This window comes from Pseudomonas sp. LAIL14HWK12:I7 (assembly GCF_000483465.1).
In the GTDB taxonomy this organism is placed as follows: Bacteria; Pseudomonadota; Gammaproteobacteria; order Pseudomonadales; family Pseudomonadaceae; genus Aquipseudomonas; species Aquipseudomonas kermanshahensis.
The window spans coordinates 1-17,894 of record NZ_KI519606.1 but is presented as its reverse complement, the minus strand read 5'-3'; the positions used below and the strand labels follow the sequence as shown (position 1 = coordinate 17,894).

General features: G+C 62.1%; 18 protein-coding genes and 1 tRNA gene. 14 read left to right on the top strand and 5 right to left on the bottom strand.

The annotated features are described in order from the left end of the window. Nucleotides 1-299: 299 nt before the first annotated feature. The 3 genes from D886_RS0122860 to D886_RS0122850 are packed head-to-tail and all read left to right on the top strand — an operon-like array spanning nt 300 to nt 3,242. Nucleotides 300-1,439, top strand: a complete 1,140-nt coding sequence (locus D886_RS0122860; RefSeq protein WP_027596114.1) for a tyramine oxidase subunit B — start codon at nt 300-302, stop codon at nt 1,437-1,439. Between the two features lie 29 nt (nt 1,440-1,468). After that, on the top strand, nt 1,469-1,891 hold the full coding sequence (locus tag D886_RS0122855) for a RidA family protein (RefSeq protein ID WP_027596113.1): 423 nt from the start codon (nt 1,469-1,471) through the stop codon (nt 1,889-1,891). Between the two features lie 55 nt (nt 1,892-1,946). Further along, nucleotides 1,947-3,242: an FAD-binding oxidoreductase gene (locus D886_RS0122850; protein ID WP_027596112.1), complete on the top strand. Its 1,296-nt coding sequence runs from the start codon at nt 1,947-1,949 to the stop codon at nt 3,240-3,242. 7 nt (nt 3,243-3,249) lie between these two features. On the opposite strand, the gene D886_RS0122845 is transcribed toward D886_RS0122850, so the two are convergent. Next, nucleotides 3,250-5,373 (bottom strand): TonB-dependent receptor, encoded by a 2,124-nt coding sequence (locus tag D886_RS0122845; RefSeq protein ID WP_050580777.1) that lies wholly within the window; start codon nt 5,371-5,373, stop codon nt 3,250-3,252. A gap of 219 nt (nt 5,374-5,592) precedes the next feature. Between D886_RS0122845 and D886_RS0122840 the strand changes: the two genes are divergently transcribed. Together D886_RS0122840 and D886_RS0122835 are read left to right on the top strand one after the other, a co-directional pair. Further along, nucleotides 5,593-5,835, top strand: coding sequence for a DUF1654 domain-containing protein (locus D886_RS0122840; protein WP_027596110.1), 243 nt, complete (start codon nt 5,593-5,595; stop codon nt 5,833-5,835). 6 nt (nt 5,836-5,841) lie between these two features. Next, on the top strand, nt 5,842-6,534 hold the full coding sequence (locus D886_RS0122835; protein WP_027596109.1) for an endonuclease: 693 nt from the start codon (nt 5,842-5,844) through the stop codon (nt 6,532-6,534). A gap of 3 nt (nt 6,535-6,537) precedes the next feature. Here D886_RS0122835 and D886_RS0122830 read toward each other — a convergent pair whose 3' ends face one another. Further along, nucleotides 6,538-6,963: a GTP pyrophosphokinase gene (locus D886_RS0122830; protein ID WP_027596108.1), complete on the bottom strand. Its 426-nt coding sequence runs from the start codon at nt 6,961-6,963 to the stop codon at nt 6,538-6,540. A gap of 177 nt (nt 6,964-7,140) precedes the next feature. Then, nucleotides 7,141-7,710: an SPOR domain-containing protein gene (locus D886_RS0122825; protein ID WP_027596107.1), complete on the bottom strand. Its 570-nt coding sequence runs from the start codon at nt 7,708-7,710 to the stop codon at nt 7,141-7,143. A gap of 341 nt (nt 7,711-8,051) precedes the next feature. On the opposite strand from D886_RS0122825, the gene D886_RS0122820 reads away from it, so the two are divergent. From D886_RS0122820 to D886_RS0122800, 5 genes are read left to right on the top strand one after another with little or no spacing between them, the layout of a single operon-like run. Beyond that, entirely contained in the window at nt 8,052-8,570 is a 519-nt protein-coding gene (locus D886_RS0122820; RefSeq protein WP_027596106.1) for a TRAP transporter small permease, read from the top strand. Then, nucleotides 8,570-9,853 (top strand): TRAP transporter large permease subunit, encoded by a 1,284-nt coding sequence (locus D886_RS0122815; protein ID WP_027596105.1) that lies wholly within the window; start codon nt 8,570-8,572, stop codon nt 9,851-9,853. Before D886_RS0122820 ends, D886_RS0122815 begins: the two co-directional genes overlap by 1 nt. A 27-nt stretch (nt 9,854-9,880) precedes the next feature. Beyond that, a complete protein-coding gene (locus tag D886_RS0122810) occupies nt 9,881-10,876 on the top strand; it encodes a TRAP transporter substrate-binding protein (RefSeq protein ID WP_027596104.1) in 996 nt (331 codons plus the stop codon). 50 nt (nt 10,877-10,926) lie between these two features. After that, nucleotides 10,927-11,730: a carbon-nitrogen hydrolase family protein gene (locus tag D886_RS0122805; protein WP_027596103.1), complete on the top strand. Its 804-nt coding sequence runs from the start codon at nt 10,927-10,929 to the stop codon at nt 11,728-11,730. Between the two features lie 25 nt (nt 11,731-11,755). Continuing rightward, nucleotides 11,756-12,556: an HpcH/HpaI aldolase/citrate lyase family protein gene (locus D886_RS0122800; protein WP_027596102.1), complete on the top strand. Its 801-nt coding sequence runs from the start codon at nt 11,756-11,758 to the stop codon at nt 12,554-12,556. A gap of 248 nt (nt 12,557-12,804) precedes the next feature. On the opposite strand, the gene D886_RS0122795 is transcribed toward D886_RS0122800, so the two are convergent. Further along, nucleotides 12,805-13,704: a LysR family transcriptional regulator gene (locus D886_RS0122795; protein ID WP_027596101.1), complete on the bottom strand. Its 900-nt coding sequence runs from the start codon at nt 13,702-13,704 to the stop codon at nt 12,805-12,807. Between the two features lie 112 nt (nt 13,705-13,816). Here D886_RS0122795 and D886_RS0122790 point away from each other — a divergent pair, with 112 nt between their 5' ends. The 4 genes from D886_RS0122790 to D886_RS0122775 are packed head-to-tail and all read left to right on the top strand — an operon-like array spanning nt 13,817 to nt 17,506. Continuing rightward, complete coding sequence (locus D886_RS0122790; protein ID WP_027596100.1) at nt 13,817-14,485, top strand: RraA family protein; 669 nt, start codon at nt 13,817-13,819, stop codon at nt 14,483-14,485. 47 nt (nt 14,486-14,532) lie between these two features. After that, complete coding sequence (locus D886_RS0122785) at nt 14,533-15,600, top strand: TRAP transporter substrate-binding protein (protein ID WP_256215290.1); 1,068 nt, start codon at nt 14,533-14,535, stop codon at nt 15,598-15,600. Then, nucleotides 15,597-16,232 carry a TRAP transporter small permease subunit gene (locus tag D886_RS0122780; protein WP_256215289.1) on the top strand — a complete coding sequence of 212 codons (636 nt, stop codon included), beginning with the start codon at nt 15,597-15,599 and terminating at the stop codon, nt 16,230-16,232. The genes D886_RS0122785 and D886_RS0122780 overlap by 4 nt, the downstream gene beginning before the upstream one ends. After that, nucleotides 16,226-17,506 (top strand): TRAP transporter large permease, encoded by a 1,281-nt coding sequence (locus tag D886_RS0122775; RefSeq protein ID WP_027596097.1) that lies wholly within the window; start codon nt 16,226-16,228, stop codon nt 17,504-17,506. The genes D886_RS0122780 and D886_RS0122775 overlap by 7 nt, the downstream gene beginning before the upstream one ends. Nucleotides 17,507-17,552: 46 nt before the next feature. Here the strand turns inward: D886_RS0122775 and D886_RS0122770 are convergent. After that, a tRNA-Val gene (locus D886_RS0122770) sits at nt 17,553-17,629 on the bottom strand. Nucleotides 17,630-17,894 lie beyond the last annotated feature (265 nt).

Sequence of the window (17,894 nt, the reverse complement as noted above, 5' to 3'; positions counted from 1 at the left end):
CAAATTGCCTGGCACGCTGACAGTCGCGGTGCCGTTCTAGATCAGTACATGAACCACTGTAGGAGCAGCCTTGTGCTGCGAAGAGGCCGGTGAAATCACAGTAGATCTCCGTTGCCTTCACCGGCCTCTTCGCAGCACAAGGCTGCTCCTACACGAAGCGCAGCCGTGGCACGGCAGGTCAAGTCGCCTGGCACGCTGACGCAAGACGGCCTGCCGCTCGTTAGCGAAACTGACACCACGAATGACAGCCCCCGCCCACAAGAACAAAACCTGACAACGGCCGCCTTGCGAGACCCGCTATGACCCTCGATACCCGCATTGACTTCATCTACCTGTCCGAACAGGACATGATCCGCGCCGGCGTGACCGACATGCCCGCCTGTGTCGATACCATGGAAGAAATGTTCGACCTGCTCTACCAGGGCGACTACCGCATGGCCGGCCCGAACAACGACTCCCACGGCGCGATGATCACCTTCCCCGAGCAATCGCCGTTTCCGCACATGCCAAAGCCGACCGCAGACCGTCGCATGATGGCCATGCCAGCGTACCTGGGCGGCAACTTCCGCACCGCGGGCGCCAAATGGTACGGCTCCAACATCGCCAACCGCGAAAAGGGCCTGCCACGCTCGATCCTGATGTTCACCCTCAACGACGCCGACACCGGCGCCCCACTGGCACACATGTCGGCCAACCTGCTGTCGGCGTACCGTACCGGCGCCATCCCCGGGGTTGGTGCGCGCCACCTGGCCCGCAAGGACGCCAAGGTCATCGGCCTGGCCGGGCCGGGCGTGATGGGCAAGACCACGGTTGCCGCGTTCATGGCGGTGTGCCCGCTGATCGACACGATCAAGATCAAGGGCCGAGGCCAGAAGAACCTGGATGACTTCGTTGCCTGGGTCCAGGCGACCTTCCCGCAAATCACCCACATCCAGGTCGTGCAGACCCTGGAAGAAGTGGTACGTGACGCCGACCTGGTCAGCTACTGCAGCTCGGGCGAAGTCGGCGACCCCAGCACTTACCCGCTGGTGCGGCGCGAGTGGGTCAAGCCCGGTGCGTTCTTGGCCATGCCTGCCCCGTGCAGCATCGATGACGGCATGGAGCGTGCGGACGTGCGCAAGGTGGTGGACAACACAGGGCTGTACCAAGCCTGGTTCGAAGAACTGCCCAAGCCTGCGCACAACCATGTGCCGCTGGTAGGCGTGCGCTTCATGGACATGATCGCCGAAGGCAAGCTGGACGCCGCGCAGGTCGAGGACATCGGCAAGATCATCAGGGGTGATGCGCCAGGCCGTCTGAACGACGACGAAATCATCCTCATGTCGGTGGGTGGCATGCCTGTGGAAGACGTTGCCTGGGGCACCGTCGTGTACCGCAACGCGCTCGAGAAAGGCATCGGCGTGAAGCTCAATCTCTGGGAAAAACCTGTCCTTAGCTGACTCCTCAACCACTCAAAAAAGGCTCCCCCATGACGCAGATCACCAAACTGAAAACCGGCTCGAAATTCGAAGACCTGGCCAGCTATTCACGCCTGGTGGCGGTGGACAACTGGATCCACGTCTCCAACACCGCCGGGCGCAACCCGCAGACCCAGGTCATCCCTGAAGACGTGATCGAACAGACCCACCAGGTATTCGCCAACATCGAAACCGCACTGGCGGCAGTCGATTCAGGGCTGGGCGATGTGATCAGCTCGCGTGTGTTCATCCAGGACCCGGCCGACGTGCCAACGGTCATGGAAGTGATCGGCGAAAAATTCCGAGGCATCGACCCGGCCACCACCGTCACCTGCCCGCCCCTGGGCTCGACCGTCTACAAAGTCGAGCTGGAAGTGACGGCGTACCGGGGGGCTTCGCGCGCGCAGGTCACGCTGATCCGCCTGGGCGAGTAATGCGCCGCCAGCCTTGAACCGCAACATTCCGTTCACACTGCCGCCGAGTGAAGCCATGTCCCCCGTCATCGACCCTGTGCACACCTCTACCACCCACCCTCAGGCCACGAGCGTGGTGATCATCGGGGGAGGCATCATCGGCCTGACCGCGGCCCTTACCCTGGCCGAACGCAACATCCCCGTGGTGCTGCTGGAGAAGGGGCGCCTTGCGGGTGAGCAGTCGTCGCGCAACCTGGGCTGGGTGCGCAAGACCAACCGCCATGCGCACGATATTCCATTGGCCCTGGCCGCCGACCAACTGTGGGCGAAAATGCCGGAACGGGTCGGCAGCGATGTCGGCTACCGGCAAGCAGGCATCATGTTCATCGGCCGCAACGACACGCAGATGGGCATGCACGAAAGCTGGCTCAAGAGCGTCGAGCACCTTGGCCTGGACTCTCGGCTGCTCAGCAACAAGGAGATTGCCAACAAGGTGCCCGGCGGCCGTGCCGACTGGGCCGGGGGCATCTATACCGCCTCGGACGCGCGCGCCGAGCCGACCCTGGCCGCCAGCGCCATCGCCCGTGCAGCGATCGCCAAAGGCGCGGTGCTCGTGGAAAACTGCGCGGTGCGCACGCTGGTCACCGCCGCTGGCAGGGTCAGCGGCGTTGTCACCGAGCAAGGCGAGATTCGCTGCGACCAGGTATTGCTGGCCGGCGGCTTGTGGTCTCGCAAGTTTCTCGGCAACCTCAATATCAACCTGCCCACCCTGCCGCTGACCTGTTCAGTACTGCGCACCCACCCGCTGGATGGCCCGACTGACATTGCCGTGGGCGCACCGGACTTTTCCTTCCGCAAACACAAGGATGGCGGCTACATCATTACCCAGCGCGGGGCGCTCGATGCATTCCTGACCCTGGATCACCTGCTGCTGGGCAGGCGTTACCTGCCGCAACTGCGGGCACAGCGTGACTTTTTGCGCATCAGCTTCGGCAAGTACTTCTTCAAGGACCTGGCCCTGGCCCGGCGCTGGGGCCCGTCGCAGGTGACGCCCTTCGAGCGCGTCAGGGTTCAGGACCCACAGGCCAACACGGCATTGAACGATGAAGCCTTGCGTAACCTGAAGGCAGCCTGGCCAGTGTTCGAGCAGGCCCGGATCGCCTCCGCCTGGGCAGGCACGATTGACGTCACCCCTGACTCAAACCCCGTGATCGGCCCGGTGCCGGCCATTCCCGGCCTGACCTTGGCGACCGGGTTTTCCGGGCATGGCTTCGGCACCTCACCGGCAGCGGGCCAATTGGCGGCAGACCTGGTTTCGCAGTCCCCCACGTTGATCGACCCGAGCCCCTATCGGTTCGAGCGGTTTGCATAGCCGTGCTTCAGCGGAACTGATACTCCAACCCGGCGCCCGCATACCACGAACGCCCCGGCGCAGCTTCGTAGTAGCGTGCGTTGCCGTCACCCACGATCACCGACCCCACATACTGCCGATCAAACAGGTTGTCCAGGCGGATCAGCTGGTGGAACGTCCACGGCCCCGCGTGCTGTTCGAAGCGCGTCCGCCAGTTGAAGACGGTATAGGCCGGCGCCGGTTTTGCGGTATTGCTGTCCTCCACATACACCTTGCTGCGGTACTGCCCTTCAACCCCCATGCTGACAAACGTCGCTGGCTTCCACACAAGCTCGCCGAACAGGTTGTCAAGCGGCACGCCCGGCAGGCGGTTGCCATCCTCGATGGTCTGCGTGCCTTGGGCGAAGTCTTCGGCGTAGCGGGCATCGGTGCGGGTGTACACCACGGTCGTCTGCCACTGATCGCTGAGGTCGCTGTGCAGGCTCGCCTCAAACCCGCGGCGCAAGGTCTTCCCGGCGTTTCGGTAACTGGTACGGCCGTCGGTGGCGCTGGCCACCACGATTTCGTCATCCGTATGGATTTCGTAAACCGCGGCGTTGAGCCGGGTACGTTCGCCGAGCCGGTATTTGACGCCCACTTCATACTGGGTGCTGGAGGCAGGCTTGAGCCCGAAGTTGAAGCGTTCAACCAGGCCAGGGGCGTAGGCCATTTCGGCCTGGGTCGGGGTCTCGAAACCCTTGCCGACACTCACGTAACCACGCACATCCGGCGTAAACGCATACATCACCGACAGCGATGGCGTGTTCTGCTGGTACGTCTTCTTGCCACTGGAATCGCCATTGGCCAGGTAGTGGTCATCGACGCGCATTTGCATCGAGCTGTGGCGCAGGCCAAGGTCAGTGGTCCAGTTGCCGAGTTCCCAATGCGCCTGGATGTAGGGGTCCAGGCTGGTGGCGGTGTCTTGCTCGTCACGCCGCAGCTCACCTTTGACGCCCAGCGTGTCGCCGCTGAAATTCTGGTAGCCGCGGCGGTCGTCCTTGCTCTGGTCATAGTCGGCGCCAACCGTGACCGTGAGGCTGCCGGGGGCGGCTACAACCGGCTGTATCCAGCGCAAGGTGCCGCCGTGAAACGCACGGTCGAAGTCCACTACCCCACCGCCACGCTGGCTGTTGGAGGCCACTGTCTTCGGAATGGACAGGTACTGCACGACGCTACGTTGCCCCGCGTAGAGGTTGAACTGCAACGTGGCATCGCCGAAATAGCGCTCGTAGTTCATGCCCAACTGCTGATGGTCGATGCTCTTGCGGGTGTTGTAGATATCCGCCACCGCCGCGGTGGAACGAGGGTCATGTTTATAGGCGTCCCAGGTTTGCCCCAGCGGGTCTTGCGTGTTGTTCTGTTCGAGGCTGCTGTAGATCAGCGCCAGGCGCGAGTCAGCGTCGGGCCTTACGTGCACCTTGGCGAAGGTCTGGTCGCGGCGGGCGGCGCTGTGGTCACGGTAACCGTCGGTGTCCATGCGCGATGCATCGAGCACGAAGCCGGCGATTTCGTTGCCACCCTCGGCCGACAGGTGATTCTTGTTGAAACCGTCGCTGCCAAAGGTGGTTTCGGCCCCTACCCTTGCAGGCCCCTGCCCGTCCCGGCTGAACATCTGGATAACGCCGCCGGCGTTGCTCCCGTACAGGGTCGCTGCGGGGCCGCGCAACACTTCGATGCGATCGGCCACATCCAGGTTGAGCGAGGCGGCCTGCCCCTGGCCGTCTGGCGTACTGGCCGGGATACCATCGCTCAGCAGCTTGAGGCCGCGAATACCAAAGGCCGAACGTGCGCCGTAACCCCGCGATGACACTTGCAGGTCTTGCGCATAGTTCTGCCGGTTTTGCACCACCAGGCCGGGCACCTTGGTCAGCACTTCTGAAAGATTGACGCCCAACTGGCCGTCGGTCCCGTGGGAAAGGTCCACGGTATCGATCGAAAAAGGCAGGTCGAAACTGCCGGTTGGCGCGTAGGCGCCAGTGACCACCACCGGGTCGGTGATCACGACATCGACTGCCTCGGTGCTGGCATGGCTCAACGGGCTGATGCTGCCGGTCAGCAACAGGGTCAGGCCTGTGCGCAAGGGGGCAGGTCGATGCAAACGCAATGGGTACATGTGAAGCTTCCTGAAGCTTGGGCCTGACCGATTTCGCGTCATGCCCAAGGCGTCACTGCTGTGTCCAGGCACAGAGCGCGCGAATGAATGCGGAGAGGTGATGGCACAGATGGTACCAATCCTTCACCTCGGCCACACACTCTTTTGCCTCACAGGCAGTTGCGAATTTACTTACGGTGAAATACTGTACACACATACAGCAAAAACAAGGAAATGCCTGTGGCCAGCACCTCCTCAGCAACACCGAGCAGCTATGAACAACTGGGCGTACGTATCCAGAAGATCATCAACAGCCCCACTGCCCAACGCAGCCGTGCAGCGCTGATCTTCCGCCTGGAGCAAGAGTCCCCGGATGACTGGGAGACCCTGCTCGAAGAGATCGCCGAGAACGACAACGTCACCCTCGCCCATCGCGACGATGGCGGCGTGCAGATTTTTTGGACCGTGCCCAAGGAAGACTGACTGCGCATGAGAGTTTCGCTTTTCGCTGCAGCCTGCCTGCTGTTGTCCACCCCGTTTGCCCACGCCGATGCCCCACGCACGTTCCAGGAGGCCAAGAAGGTCGCCTGGAAGCTGTACGCGCCACAATCGACGGAGTTTTATTGCGGCTGCAAGTACAACGGCAACAAGGTCGACCTGGCCTCTTGCGGCTATACACCGCGCAAGAATGCCCAACGGGCTTCGCGCATCGAATGGGAGCACATCGTGCCGGCCTGGCAGATCGGCCACCAGCGCCAGTGTTGGCAGGACGGTGGGCGCAAGCAGTGCTCGCAGCACGATGAGGTGTACAAGCGCGCCGAGGCCGACCTGCACAACCTGGTGCCCAGTATCGGTGAGGTCAATGGCGACCGCAGCAACTTCAGTTTCGGTTGGCTGCCTCAGCAGCAGGGCCAGTACGGCAAGTGCCTGACTCAAGTCGACTTCAAGGCCAAGAAGGTCATGCCACGCCCTTCGATCCGCGGCATGATCGCACGCACGTACTTTTACATGAGCAAGCAGTACAACCTGCGCTTGTCGAAGCAGGACCGGCAGCTGTTCGAAGCGTGGAACAAAACGTACCCGCCGCAGGTATGGGAGCTGCAGCGCAACCAGCAGGTGGCCTGCGTGATGGGGCGGGGTAATGCGTTTGTTGGGCCGGTGAACCTCAAGGCCTGCGGCTGAGGCTCAAGCCAGTGTCTGCAGGTAGGCGCTGGCCTCCCGGTAACGGGCCAGCCGCGCCAGGTCGGCGGGGCCAGGAACTGGGATGCGCGAGAGGTCGCTGTTATCGGCCAGGTCGGCCAGTTTGACGGTGCGCGCCAAGGGGTCACCACCAAGGCGCTGGACGAAGTCTTGGTAAGACTCGCCATCACGTCGGCTCAGCGCCAGCAGCGCGGCAAGAATTTTCAGTGCAAAGCCTTCACGCGCCAAGTCGGACAGGGTCATCGGGGTGTCTTCGATTACATCATGAAGCACCGCGACGATCCGCTGCTCGGGCGTGGAAACCCGCATCATCACGCGTAGCGGGTGCAGGATATAGGCCGCCCCACCCTTGTCATATTGCCCTTCATGCGCCCTGGCAGCCACGGCAATGGCCCGCTCCAGTGTAGACATGAGGCCCTCCCCGTTCAGCTCTCCCAGTGCAAGCATAGCCCGCACGGGCACATACGCCCAGCCTTTGTAGGCGCAGCCTTGTGCTGCGAAGAGGGCGGTGCAGACGCCCTGGGTTCAGGTGGCTGCACCGGCCGCTTCGCAGCACAAGGCTGCGCCTACACGGTGTGGGTTGCGGGGTTAGCGCTGGGCGCCATGCTGGATGACCACCGAATCGGTGCCCAGCTTGGCCATCACCTCGGCCTTGCGCGCCTCGGCTTCTTCCTTGGTCGGGAATGGCCCCATCAACACCACCGGCTTGCCGTTGCGGTATTCGACCGAAGACGGGATGCCCTTCTCGATCAGGCGCGCCGTCATGTCGCTCAAAGCGCCCATGTTCGCCCCCTGCACCACTTCGACATCCCAGCCTTCCGGGGCCGGCTCACCGGCCAGCGCCTCGGCGCGGCGCTGCAGGTCGGCACCACCGCACAGCTCGCGGATGCGCAGGTTGTTGCCGCTGTCGTCGACGATGATCTCGTATTGGCCATCACGCTTGATCGCCACGTAGCTACGGTAGGCTTCGTACTGCCCGGCGTCGTCCTTGCCGCGGACTTGGCCGCAAATGGTGCCATGGGTGTCGATCCGCACGTTGCCGAACTTGGCAGTCTTGGGGTTGTGCAGGTGCTCGGCCACCTGTTTGTGCACGCCTTCGACTTCGTTCTCACAGCCCGCCAGGGCGAGCACTGCCATTACCACAGCCAGTTTGCGCACGCGTGTACCTCCAGATTCGAAGGGGCGGATTCTAGCATGCCGCCCCCGGGCAAGGACCGCGACCATACGTTACACCCTGCTACCGCGATGTGCCGACCACCGCCCCCTGCGCAGCCACGGCCCGGGCACTGATCGCCATTTCTTATCCCCCTGATAAAAAACTTGAGGCAGCCGAAACCGGGCGTTTCAGACAACAATCCAGGCAGTCGTACGACGACGTATGTCCAATAATAAAAAGGTGACCCCATGCCCCGCTTACACCTAAAGGTGGATGTTGCTGTCCGCGCTCTCGCACCAAGCGCTTTCGGCGCTCCCTGGGCAGCTCTGCTCCAGGAGGCGCCATGAAAACACTGATCGATAGTTACTTTCTGGTTCTGAAAACGCTGGTGATCGCCTGCCTTGTGGCCATCACCTGCCTGATTTTCACCAATGTCGTGCTGCGCTATGGCTTCAACTCGGGCCTGTTCTTCAGCGAAGAGATCTCCCGCCTGGCATTCGTCTGGCTGGTGTTTGCCGGCGCCCAATTGATGCTTCATGAAAACGGCCACATCGGTGTCGACATCGTCACCCGCCGGGTTTCGCCTGGTGTGGCCAGGTGCCTGTTGGCACTGACGCAACTACTCATGCTCTACGTGACCTGGCTGTTCCTTGACGGCAGCTGGAAGCAGACCGTGATCAACCTGCATGTCGGCGCCCCCTCCACCGGCATTTCCATGGCCTTGTTCCATGGGGCGGGCCTGGTCTTTTGCATCCTTAGCGGGTTGCTGATCTTCACCCAACTGGTCAGAAACCTGATGGGCACCCTTCCCGCGCACACCCCGGCCGAGCCCTCGGCAGCCGAACACGGAGCAGTCGAATAATGGCCCTGTCAGTCTTCGTCGGCGTGCTGATGGCCGCCATCTTGATCGGCGCCCCCATCGCCTACGCCCTGATCCTCTGCGGCGTGGCCCTGATGTGGCTGCTGGGCCTGTTCGATGGCCAGATCATCGCGCAAAACATCATCAATTCGGCAGGCAGCTTCCCCCTGTTGGCCATTCCGTTGTTCATCATCGCTGGCGAGGTCATGAACAGCGGTGGCCTGTCCAAGCGCATCATCAAGCTGGCTATCACCCTGGTCGGCCACCTGCGCGGCGGGCTCGGCTACGTCACCATCTTCGCCGGCGTGCTGCTGTCCAGCCTGTCCGGTTCGGCACTGGCCGACGCCGCCTCGTTAACCGCCCTGTTGCTACCGATGATGGTCCTCGCCGGCTACAACCGCGACCGCTCCGGCGGCCTGATCGCCTCGGTATCGGTGCTTGGCTCAATCATCCCGCCCAGTATCGGGTTCGTCGTGCTGGGCGTTGCGTCCGGCCTGTCGATCACCAAGCTGTTCCTGGCCGGTATCGCCCCCGGGCTGATGATCGCCGCCGCCCTGGTCGTGGCCTGGTGGCTGATGTCGCGGCGCAACACCGACGTCGAACTGAGCCCGAAGGCCAGCGGCAAAGAGCGCCTCAAGGCTTTGGTCGACAGCTTCTGGGCATTGATGCTGCCGGTGATCATCGTGGTCGGCCTGCGCTTTGGCGTGGTCACCCCCACCGAGGCCGGTGCTGTGGCCAGCGTCTATGCGTTGCTGGTGTCGTCGTGCATCTACCGCGAACTGAGCCTCAAGTCGCTCAATGACCTGCTGCTGCGCGCCGGCAAGACCACCGCCGCCGTGATGTTCCTGGTCGCCGCCGCCTCGATACCGGCCTGGATGATCACCATCGCTGATATCCCCGGGCAGATCATCGACCTGATCCAGCCGGTGATGGACAACCCGCGCCTGCTGATCGTGGTGCTGATGCTGTTGATCCTGGTGATCTCGATGGTCATGGACCTGACCCCGACCGTGCTGCTGCTCGCTCCCATCCTGGTACCGGTGGTGACCGCGGCGAACATCGACCCGATCTACTTCGGCGTGCTGTTCATGATCAATTGCTCGATCGGCCTGATCACCCCGCCCGTGGGCACGGTGCTCAACGTGGTCTGTGGCATCGGCAGGATGCGCTACGAAGCGCTGCTCAAGGGCACGTTCCCGTTCCTGATCGCCGAAGTCATCGTGCTGTTCCTGCTGGTCATCTTCCCCGAACTGGTCACCGTCCCTGCCCAGTGGTTTGGCCACTGATCCCCACAACAATAAAAGGTACACAGCATGAAGAAGCTCGCCGTCATCGCCGCCCTGTTACTTTCCAGCAGCCTGAGCATGGCCGCCGACTACAACGCGCGCGTGATCAAATTCGCCGCCACCAGCCCCAAGGGCACGCCACCGGCCATCGGCATGGAGCTGTTTGCCAAGAAAGTGCAAGAACGCAGCGATGGCAAGATCAAGGTGCGCACCTTCCCCAATGGCGTGCTGGGTGGCGACGTGCAGGTGCTGTCGTCACTACAAGGTGGCGTAGTGGAAATGATGACCTGGAACGCCGGGCTGATGATCAACCACGCCACCGACTTCGGCATCCTCGATTTCCCGTTCCTGTACACCGACACCGCCAAGGTGGATGCCATGCTCGATGGCGAAGTGGGCAAGATGCTCACCGACCAGCTGCCTGAGAAAAACCTGGTAGGCCTAGCGTTCTGGGAGCTCGGCGTGCGCAACCTGACCAACAACGTGCGCCCGGTGCAAAACCTGGAAGACATCGCGGGCCTGAAGATCCGTGCCCAGCAATCGCCGTTGTTCCTCGACGTGTGGGCGGCGTTGGGCGCCAACCCCACCCCGCTGCCCTTCACCGAGGTGCACACGGCGCTGGAAACCGGCACCGTGGATGGCCAGGAAAACCCCGCAGCGTTGATCCTCGCCTCGCGCTTCAACGAGGTGCAGAAGTACCTGAGCCTGACCCGGCACAACTACAACCCGCAGATCGTGCTGATCAGCAAAACCTTCTGGGACACCCTCAACCGCGACGAGCAGCAACTGCTTACCGAGGTCGCCCAGGAAGTGCGCCTGGAGCAGCGCCGGATCTCTCGCGAGGCCGACATCAAGGCCATCGCCGACCTGCGCAGCGATGGCATGCAGGTTAACGACCTGCCGGCCGAAGAGCTCGCACGCATTCAGGCCAAGATCCGCCCTGTGGTCGACAAGTACGCCGCCCAGATCAACCCCGAATTGGTCAGCAAGGTCTACCAGGCCATGGGCTACCAGGCGCAGTGACGCTACCCGCGCCGCCCCCGCGGCGCCCTCTATTGCCAATAAGGAACAGCATGAAAATCTCCGTCGCCCAGATTCACCCGGTGGCCGGCAACCCGGCGCGCACCCTTGAAAAAGTCGCCGAACTGGCACGCCAGACCGCCGCCGAAGGTTCACGCCTGATCGCCTTCGCAGAATGCCTGATCACCGGTGGCGCCTTCGACAGCCGCGAAGAACTCGAACGCGGCGCCATCACCCTCGACGCCCTGGCGCCATTGCTGCAGGTATCGGCACAGAGCGGCATCCTGATCGTGGTCGGGTTTTACGAACGGCATGAGGCCTCGGTCTACAACACCGCCGCGCTGATCGGCCCGCAGGGCATCGTCGGCCTGCACCGCAAGCGCCATTTGCCATTCATGATCGGTGACCGCTTCACCGACCGCCCCAGCGAGTGGACACCGCCGGTATTCGACACCGAGATCGGCCGTATCGGCTTGGCCATCTGCTATGAAATCCGCTTCCCCGAGGTAGTGCGCACGCTGGCGCTCGAAGGCGCCGACATTGTCGTGCTGCCCGCCGCGTGGCCCGAGCAGGCGCGCATGCTGCCGGACATTTTCAGCACCGTCCGCGCGGCAGAGAACATGGTCTATTTCGTCGCCCCCAACCGCAACGACATGGATGAAGGCATGCAGTTCATCGGCACCAGCCACATCATCGAACCTTCCGGCAAGACCTTGGTACGCGCAGGGCTCGAAGACGGTGTGTACAGCGTCGAGATCGACCTGGCCAAGGCCCGCAACAAATCGCTGATCCGCGACCCTGGCGTGTTCGAAGTGCACCCGTTCCGCGACCGGCTGCCCGAAACCTACCGCATCTGATACCCGCCAAAGGCAGACCTCAAGCATGAACCCAAACACCCCACACACATCGCTGAAGGCCCGCATGGCACGCGGTACCACCTTTGGCATGAACATCTACAGCACAGCCTGCATGGCCATCGAAGTGGCCGGCAACTGGGGGCTGGACTTTGTCTTCATCGACGCCGAGCACACTGCGCTGGGTGTCGACAGCCATATGGAAAAACTCTTGCTGGCCGCCAACAGCGCGGCCATCCCCGGCCTGGTGCGGGTACGTGGCACGCTGGAGTGGGACATTCGCAAGGCGCTGGAAATGGGCGCGGCGGGCGTGATCGTGCCGCAGGTGCATACCGCGGCGCAGATGCGCGAGATCATCCGCTACAGCAAGTTCCCCCCGCTGGGGCGCCGCGGCGGTGACAGCTCGGTGCGCTCGGCAGGCTACGCCGGGCCTGGCTTCGACTGGGCCACGTATACCCAGGCAGAGAACACCCGCAGCGTGATCGTGCCGATGGCCGAGAGCTACGAGTTCTTTGACAACATCGATGAAATACTCGATGTGGAGGGGATCGACGCCGTTCACTTCGGCCCTGCCGACTACTCCCTGTCGCGACAATTGCCGGTCGACTATCGCCTCGGCAACCCGGAAGTGCTGCAACGTTTGCAGTTGCTGATCGAGAAATGCCACGCCCGCTCGATCCAGGTGATGGTGCCGTGCTTTCCCGCAGACCAGGCCACGGCGCAACGCTTGATCGAAATGGGCAGCGACATGCTGTTGATGGGCAGTGACCTGTCCTGGCTGAACCAGGCCGGGCAACAGATAGCGGCCGTGAAACACGCATTGGCTTAAATGCCGGCCGGCCAGGATGCGAGTGCCCGGCCGGCCCTATTGCTGCCTTATAAAAGCGACTAACAAGGTTTTATACGAAAAGTATGGTCATCCATCATTGTGGGAGCGGGCTTGCCCCGCGATCTGCCGCAACGCGGCAGCAAAGCCTGAATTCGCGGCGACTTTGACGCTAGTCGATATCGGGTATGGGAGCGCTTCGCACTCCATCGCGGGGCAAGCCCGCTCCCACAAAACTTTTCGTACAGAGCCTAATCAACCAGAAAATTCTGTTTGACCAAGGTCGCGCGAATAATCGACACCAAGGTGTCGAGTTGCATATCCGGGCGTTCGGTCAAATACGACAGGCAGAACTTGGCTGGCGGAATCGGCGGATCGCACGGCAAAGTCTTCAACATATCCACGGCCAACATGTCGCGAATCAATGGTACCGGCAAAATACCAATGGCATGCCCCGCCGAGACCATCTTGGCAATAAAGGCCAGCGAATTGCTTGAATGAAAGGCATGGCTGACCGAGCCACTTTCTTTCAGCCAGCGGTCCACCACTGAATACAGTGTCGAGGGCGCACTGTGGGTTACGATCGAATATTGCCGGGCATGCTCCGCCAAAAAAGGCCCCTGGGCCACGTCCAGGTGCCGCGCGGCCACCCACTGGAAGGTCATCCAGCCGAGAAACACATCGGTCACATCCTCACGCGTGGCCGGGTTGGTCAGCAGCGCGATGTCGAGTTCGTGATCGTTCAGCTTGCGGTTGAGCACGGCGCCGACGTCGATGGAAATCTCCAGGGTGATCTCCGGGAAGTGCGCCTTTATATCGCTGATTACCGCGGTCAGCCCGACCATGGCCGAGCACTCGTCCGCGCCCAGGCGCAAACGCCGGTGCTTTTTTTGCTGCGCGGCAAATTGCTCGAGTTGGGTGCTGTTGTTAAGCACCAGTTCGGCATGGCGCAAGGCGGTATGGCCGTCTGCGGTGAGGCTCATGCGCTGCTTGCTGCGGTCGAACAACTTGACGCTGAGCAGCGATTCCATTTCCTTGATCCGCGCCGACACCGCAGGTTGGGTCAGGTGAAGATGGCGGGAGGCCGCGTGAACACCCCCAAGGCGGGCGGTCCAGTAGAACGCCTCGATCTGCATCAGCGTAATACGCATGATAAAAACTGCTCCGGTAACTGCTTACGGATTTTTATTATCGACCGTTCGGCGTGCTTGTTAGGATGACCGAAACCCTTCGAAAAAGCATCCGGCATAACAAGAACTTCCTATGTATATTATCGAAGCACTGCCCGCCCCGATCAGCGCCACCGAACTTGAAGTACTGATCAACGCCGAACCGGCAACGATCGGCCACTTCATTACCCACGGTATTGCCAACCCCCACATCAAGGCCCACTTTCAGAATGTGCGGGCCGTCGGTACTGCGGTCACCGTGAGGATGCCCGGCAACGATGGCGGGATTTTGCACTACGCCATGGGCTGCGTGCGCCCAGGCGACTTCCTGGTGGTAGACCGCTGCGGCGAGCGCATAACCGCCGCACTGGGCGGCGCCATGGCGTACGCCGCCAAGCAGGCTGGCGTGGCCGGGATCATCGTCGATGGCTATGTCACCGACCTGGGCGAAATCCGCGAGCATGGCGTGCCTGTGTGGTCTCGCGGCGCCAGCGCGATCACCACACGCGTGATCGGCCAGGAGGGCGAGTTCTGCACGGCCATCCAATGTGGGGGGGTGATTGTCCACCCCGGCGATGCGGTGGTGGCCGACGAAAACGGCATGGTGTTTCTGCGCCCGGGCCAGGTCATCGAACTGGCTCAGCGTGCCATCGACTTCCAGCGCAACGAAAAGCACACACTGGCGCGGTTGGCCAAGGGTGAGAAGTTCCCTGATATCGTCGGCTCGCGGTCGACCATCGAGGCTGCGTCCCGCCCACGCTGACTCAACATCGCCTGAAGTAGCTCCCGAACAAGAACAAGAGGACTACCGTGAAGTTCAGCCCCCTGCTCATCCCCCTGGCGCTCGGCGCGCTGCTCAGTAACTTGCCTGCGTTTGCGGACGCACCTGCGCCGCAACAAGCGCCGCCTGTGATCCGCTTCAACGTGGTCGGCGGTGGCAGCCACAACTACACGTTCCGCGCGGTTGAACAGCCGTTCTGGAACCAGACGTTGCCAGCACAATCGCAAGACAAGGTCACCGCGCAGTTGCTGGGGTTGTCGGAGAGCGGCCTGAAGGGCCCGGAGATCATTCGCCTGATGCGTTTTGGCGCAGTCGATATCGGCATGGGCGTGTTCGCCTTCGTGGCCGGCGACGATGCCACCTTCGAGGGCGTGGACCTGCCCGGCCTGGCCGATACCATCGACACCGCCCACACCATCGCCGACGCCTACAAGCCGGTGCTGGAACAACGCATGGCCGAGCGCCACGGCATCAAGCTGCTGGCCACCGTGCCGTATACCGCGCAGGTGTTCTTCTGCCGCGACGCCGTGCACGCGCTGGCCGACCTGCAGGGCCGTAAAATCCGCACACGCGGGCGCAACATGGCCGAACTGGTCAAGGCCATCGGTGCCGCGCCGGTTACCCTGCCCTTTGCCGAAGTGGTGACCGCCATGCAGACCGGCGTCATCGACTGCGCCATCACCGGTATTGGCTCTGGCAATGCCGCCAAGTGGTACGACGTTGCAGGCTACCTCTACAACCTGCCCGTCGATTGGTCGATCGGCTTTTATGGCATCGGCCTGAAGCGCTGGCAGCAACTGCCGCCCGAGGTGCAGCAATTGCTGCAGGCGCAATCGCAGGTGCTGGAGGATGCCTTGTGGCGCGAGACCGCCAATGAAAACCGCTATGCCGAAGCCTGCAATGTCGGCAGCCCTGATTGCCAGATTCACCACCCCGCGCACATGACCGCCTCGGCCCCGACCGCCAGCGAAAAACAGGCGCTGCGCCAGGCTGCGCTGCACATCGCCAATGACTGGGGCAAACGCTGCGGCGGCCCTTGCGTGGCGCGCTGGAATGCCACCGTGGGCGATGCCATCGGCATGCGCCTCGCCCCATGAGCTACCTTGCCCCGGAGACTACCGACATGCACACCGCCCGCTCAGGCATGGGTGTCATCAACACCATTGCCAAAGCCAGCACCTGGGTCGGCGGCTTCGCCCTGCTCGCCTGTGCGTTGCTGATCAGCATCGACTTGATCTTGCGCAAGGCCCTGGGTGTATCCCTGGGCGGCGCCGATGAAATGGCCGGGTACGTGCTGGCGATCACCAGCGCCTGGGCGTTTCCGGTCACCTTGCTGAAACGCGCGCACATACGCGTGGACATTCTCTACACGCGCCTAGGCCTACGGCCCAGGGTGGCACTCGACCTGTTCGCCCTCACCTGCATGGCGCTGCTGGTCAGCACCTTGGCCTACCACGCAGGGAACGTGCTGTGGGACTCCATCGAATACCGCTCGGTATCGAACACGCCCTTGCAGGTACCACAATGGATACCCCAATCGCTGTGGTTCGCCGGCTACCTGTTCTTTGCCCTGACCCTGGCGAGCCTGGCGATCATCTGCCTGGGCCACTTGCTGAAGGGCCGCTGGCACGCTATCAGCACACTGATCGGCATCAACTCGGTGGAACAGGACATCCAGGCAGAACGTTATCCAGACAGCACCACGGGCAAGGAGCGCACGCCATGCTGAGCCTTACCCTGTTCATGCTGCTGGCGCTATTGGCGTTGAGCGTTGCCGCCGCCGTCAGTGTCGGCCTGCTGGGGATGTCGCTGTCGCAGCTGTTCTCGACGCTGCCGTTGAGTAGCGCCATGGGCGAGATCGCCTGGAATACCAGCAGCGAATTCCTGCTGGTGGCGATCCCTTTGTACATCCTGATGGGTGAGCTGCTGGTGTGTTCAGGCGTCGCCGGGCGCATGTACCAGGCCGTCGAGAAGTGGCTGTCGTGGTTGCCGGGTGGCCTGATGAATTCGAACATCGGCGCCAGCGCACTGTTCGCCACCACCAGCGGCTCCAGCGTGGCGACCGCCGCTACCATTTCGACCCTGGCCATCCCTGAACAGGAACGCAAAGGCTACAACGCGCCGCTGTTTCTCGGCTCGATTGCCGCCGGCGGCACGCTGGGCATCCTGATTCCGCCCTCGATCAACATGATCCTGTTTGCCTTGATCGCCAATGTGTCAGTGCCGAAGCTGTACCTGGCCGCGACGCTTCCCAGCATCATCCTGAGCATGCTGTTCATCGCACTGATCGTGGTGGCGTGCCTGATTCGGCCACAGTTGGGCGGCCGCAAGGAGACTACCCGCTGGGCCGAGCGCCTGGCCTGCCTGCCTGACCTGCTGCCGCCGCTGGCCATCTTCGCCCTGGTGATTGGTTCGATCTACAGCGGTTTCGCCACGGCCAGCGAATCAGCCGCGCTGGGGGTGCTCAGTGCCTTTGGCCTGGGCCTGTGGCGCCGGGCATTCACCTGGCAAAGCCTGGGCCAGGCGTTCGAGGCTACCCTGCGCACCACCGGCATGATTATTTTCATCACCCTGTCGGCGTTCTTTCTCAACTTTGTGCTGGCGTCCATCGGACTGACCACCACACTGGTCAATTTTGTCACCGACCTGAACCTATCGCCGATGGCCACACTGCTGGCGATCATCCTCTTCTACATCGTACTGGGCTGTTTCATGGACACACTGGCCATGCTGATCACCACCGCGCCACTGATCGTGCCGATTGTCGTCGCCTTGGGCTTCGATCCGCTGTGGTTTGGGGTGGTGTTGATCGTGTTGTGCGAGATGGGCCAGATTACGCCGCCGTTCGGCATGAACCTGTTTGTGGTGCAGAGCATTCGTGGGCGGGGCAACTTCATGGACGTGGTGTACGGCGCGCTGCCGTTCTGCCTGGCGTTGCTGGTGCTGATCGCGCTGTTGATCGCTTTCCCGCAACTGGCACTGTGGTTGCCGGCGGCTTTCTAGCAGGCAATAAAAAAGGGCGATCTGTGTAGATCGCCCTTTTTCGATTTGGTAGGCACAATTGGACTCGAACCAACGACCCCCACCATGTCAAGGTGGTGCTCTAACCAACTGAGCTATGTGCCTGTCGTGTGGTGCGCATATTAGACATCGAATGCGTACCTGTAAAGCGTTTTTTTCAGAAAAATCAAAAACTTTCAGCTTTGCTGCGCTACCGGGTTTTGTAGGAGCAGCCTTGTGCTGCGAAAGGGCCCGAGTGGTCACCGCAGATCAATGTCAGCGGGATTGTCCTCTTCGCAGCACAAGGCTGCTCCTACAGTAAAACGCGTGCGCAATAAAAAAGGGTGACCCTTGCGGATCACCCCTTTTCGATTTGGTAGGCACAATTGGA